At 54.2% G+C, this 2,753-nt stretch carries 2 protein-coding genes and 1 pseudogene; 2 read left to right on the top strand and 1 reads right to left on the bottom strand.

Translation table 11 applies throughout. The features are described 5' to 3' along the window. Positions 1–796, top strand: a 796-nt coding sequence (locus BG74_RS15365; RefSeq protein WP_244267055.1) for a helix-hairpin-helix domain-containing protein, incomplete at its 5' end; no start/stop codon positions are given. A 63-nt stretch (positions 797–859) separates the two neighbouring features. Continuing rightward, a pseudogene (locus BG74_RS12035) lies at positions 860–1,080 on the top strand (putative quorum-sensing-regulated virulence factor); the annotation flags it as partial. Positions 1,081–1,923: 843 nt separating this feature from the next. On the opposite strand, the gene BG74_RS09740 reads toward BG74_RS12035, so the two are convergent. Continuing rightward, positions 1,924–2,064 carry an ATP-binding cassette domain-containing protein gene (locus BG74_RS09740; RefSeq protein ID WP_187202436.1) on the bottom strand — a complete coding sequence of 47 codons (141 nt, stop codon included), beginning with the start codon at positions 2,062–2,064 and terminating at the stop codon, positions 1,924–1,926. Between the last annotated feature and the right edge of the window lie 689 nt (positions 2,065–2,753).

Here is a 2,753-nt window from a genome sequence, read left to right as displayed (position 1 = left end):
GGTCTGCGGCTCGGACGTAGAGCGCGTAGAGGGCGAGGCGGTGTTGCGCTGCACTGCGGGTCTCATCTGCGCCGCGCAACGAAAGGAAGCACTGAAGCATTTCGTTTCGCGTCGGGCGATGGACATTGATGGCATGGGGGATAAGATCATCGATCAGTTGGTGGAACGTAAGTTGGTGAAAACACCGGCTGATCTATTCCAGCTGACGAAAGAGATCCTGACCAGGCTCGAGCGAATGGGACCGAAATCGGCGCAAAATTTACTGGATGCGCTGGAAAAGGCCAAACAGACTACCTTCGCGCGTTTTCTCTACGCGCTTGGGATCCGCGAGGTTGGCGAGGCGACGGCCGCTAATCTGGCTGCTAATTATGGCACGCTGGACGCCCTGATCGCCGCTGATATCAACTCGCTGATAGGGGTGCAGGATGTAGGCGAGATTGTGGCGACCCACGTGCGTAACTTTTTTGAGGAAAGCCATAATATTGAGGTCATTAAGGAGTTATTAAGCCCGGCGATAGGCATCCATTGGCCGACGCCTGTAGCAGCATCCGCCGCAGATGGGGATAATCCATTCGCCGGTAAGACCATTGTTCTAACCGGAGTGCTCAGCACCCTATCGCGGGATAAGGCCAAAGATCGGCTCGTAGCGCTCGGCGCTCGGGTCAGCGGTAGAGTTTCCGCCAAAACTGATCTGCTAATCACAGGGAAGGCGGCCGGATCTAAACTATCCAAGGCTCAGCAATTAAATATTCCGATCATGGATGAAGCGGAAATGATACGTCTTCTTGGGGAATAACCAGACGCGCAAGGGGGAGAAAATGGAAAAATATGATCTAGTGCCAATACCGTGATACCGTAATATCAGGGGCGGATGCTCATCAATCTGCCCAAGCCTTACTTGCTCTGGTTTGCCCGCAAAAGGGGAGTTATTGAAAGGGCGTCTTGGCCAGCTCATGAGCCTGGCAGTGGCGATAGTTAGATAGAGGGTTTGAAAATCTTATTACGCCGCTAAAGCAGAGTAGGCACTGGGTGGCATTACGGGCAACCGCATCGTGGCCATGGCAATGGAATGGCGAATGCNTCGCGAATGGCTAGGCTATTGTGCAAATCAAGGTAGCGTACCGATAAGGGTACTTGGGTTAGGGGAACGAATATTGAACGTGCGGATACGCAGCTGGGCAAAGGAATCAATGCGCTCTGGGCGGCATAGTCCTCTGCGCCAGAAAGGGGGCTTTATCTATTTAAGCAAGAGATTTTCAGTTACCAGGAATGCGCCGCCCCGTACCTTCGCCGAGCCGGTTATCGGTGATGTAGCTCAAACCCATGCTGACGCCGCTTGCGCACGTTGCAGTAATACAGTGTCTGCCCCGCCAGCCAGATCTGCCCAGCGCTTAGCGCGTGCTTCTCCCAGGGCTTCCGCCAGTTGTTTTTAGCCGTTGCTGTCGATTCCGTCAACAGCTAAGATCTCGCTTCCGGCGACACTGAAATTGATGTCGCGCAGCAGGACGTGTGGATCCGTCCACCAACAGCCTTTGTGCAACCAGCAGCGGCGCTGAGCCAGTTATTCATCGGGACCGTTCCGGCGTCGTATTATGTGCGGACGCATGCTCGCCACTACTTGGGTGTAATACCAGCGCTGCGTCTGGCAGGCGCAGGGTGTCCTCGCCGATATTATGATGAAACATCCACTCTAGCACCTCAGGTCTGGCCATCTGAGAGGAAAGGGCCTGTAGGCGTGCCGAGGGAATTTCCCCACCTTGCGGCGTCTTGTGTCGTGAGCACAGTGGTCGGCTCGTCGAGGATCAAGCACCTGGCTGCCGCGCAAGCATCGCGCCAGATTTTCCGTCAGCGGCGATGTAGGCACTAGCATCGGGTGCTGAAACACTGTGCCGATGCTGAGAGCCAGCTGCCTAGCGGGGAAAATCAATCTGACACACTACGCTGGGACAACACCTCGATACGGTCGCTATCGGGCCACAGAGTGCTAGATAGGCACAGCGCCGCCAACGTCGATTTTCCGGCGTTGTTTTTCCCCAATAGCACATGCACTTCGCCGGGCCACATCGCAGACTAATAGCATTGTTGGCGATAATACTGGAAACACCTTGGTCACATCCTGCAGCCTGATCAGGGGTGCGCTGGCGGAGATAGCATTGCTAATGCCGCTATTTACCGGCCTTAGCACATGCAGCGTACTGGCGTCATACATAATCCGTCGGCACAGTGATCTCGCCGCTGATAATCCGATCGTGCACCTCCTTGGACCTGCTGCCCAGATATCATCAAGGATATGGCGGCGTTTTCAGAAGGCCTTATAGTGCCGTTGATCAGCGAGGTTTGACAATTATAACCGCCAAGTTGGTTACTTTTAAGATCCTTTATCGTGGAACAGGTTTGGCAACAGCAACCTTGACGTCCTGATCCGTCGCACTCTACAGAATAGTCCAGATTATAGGTTGCCGGCACCCACGTGGGTGAATATAACGGTCAAAGTAAGCAATACGGTACCGTCATAACCTTGTCCGCCGATTTAATTACACCTTTGACATATGGGTTTATGGGCTGACAGTAGGCAGCTCTGAGAAGCGGCGATTGGGTGCACTAATGCCGGCGAAGTAGATCGCTAAGAGGCCTGTCTGACGCTGGCGGCGGCAGCCAATGTAGCGTACGCCTATAACGATTATGGCGAAGCCAACGCGATGCTGGATCTGGCGCAGCAGAATTTAAATCGCACCCACACCATTCTGTGGCTT

This window comes from Sodalis-like endosymbiont of Proechinophthirus fluctus (genome assembly GCF_001602625.1).
GTDB lineage: Bacteria > Pseudomonadota > Gammaproteobacteria > Enterobacterales > Enterobacteriaceae.
This window is presented reverse-complemented; position numbering and strand designations above follow the sequence as displayed.

What these genes read in the sequence shown, in the direction of transcription:
- BG74_RS09740 (WP_187202436.1), bottom strand. Translation starts at nt 2,064, where the DNA reads ATGTGGCCCGGCGAAGTGCATGTGCTATTGGGGAAAAACAACGCCGGA.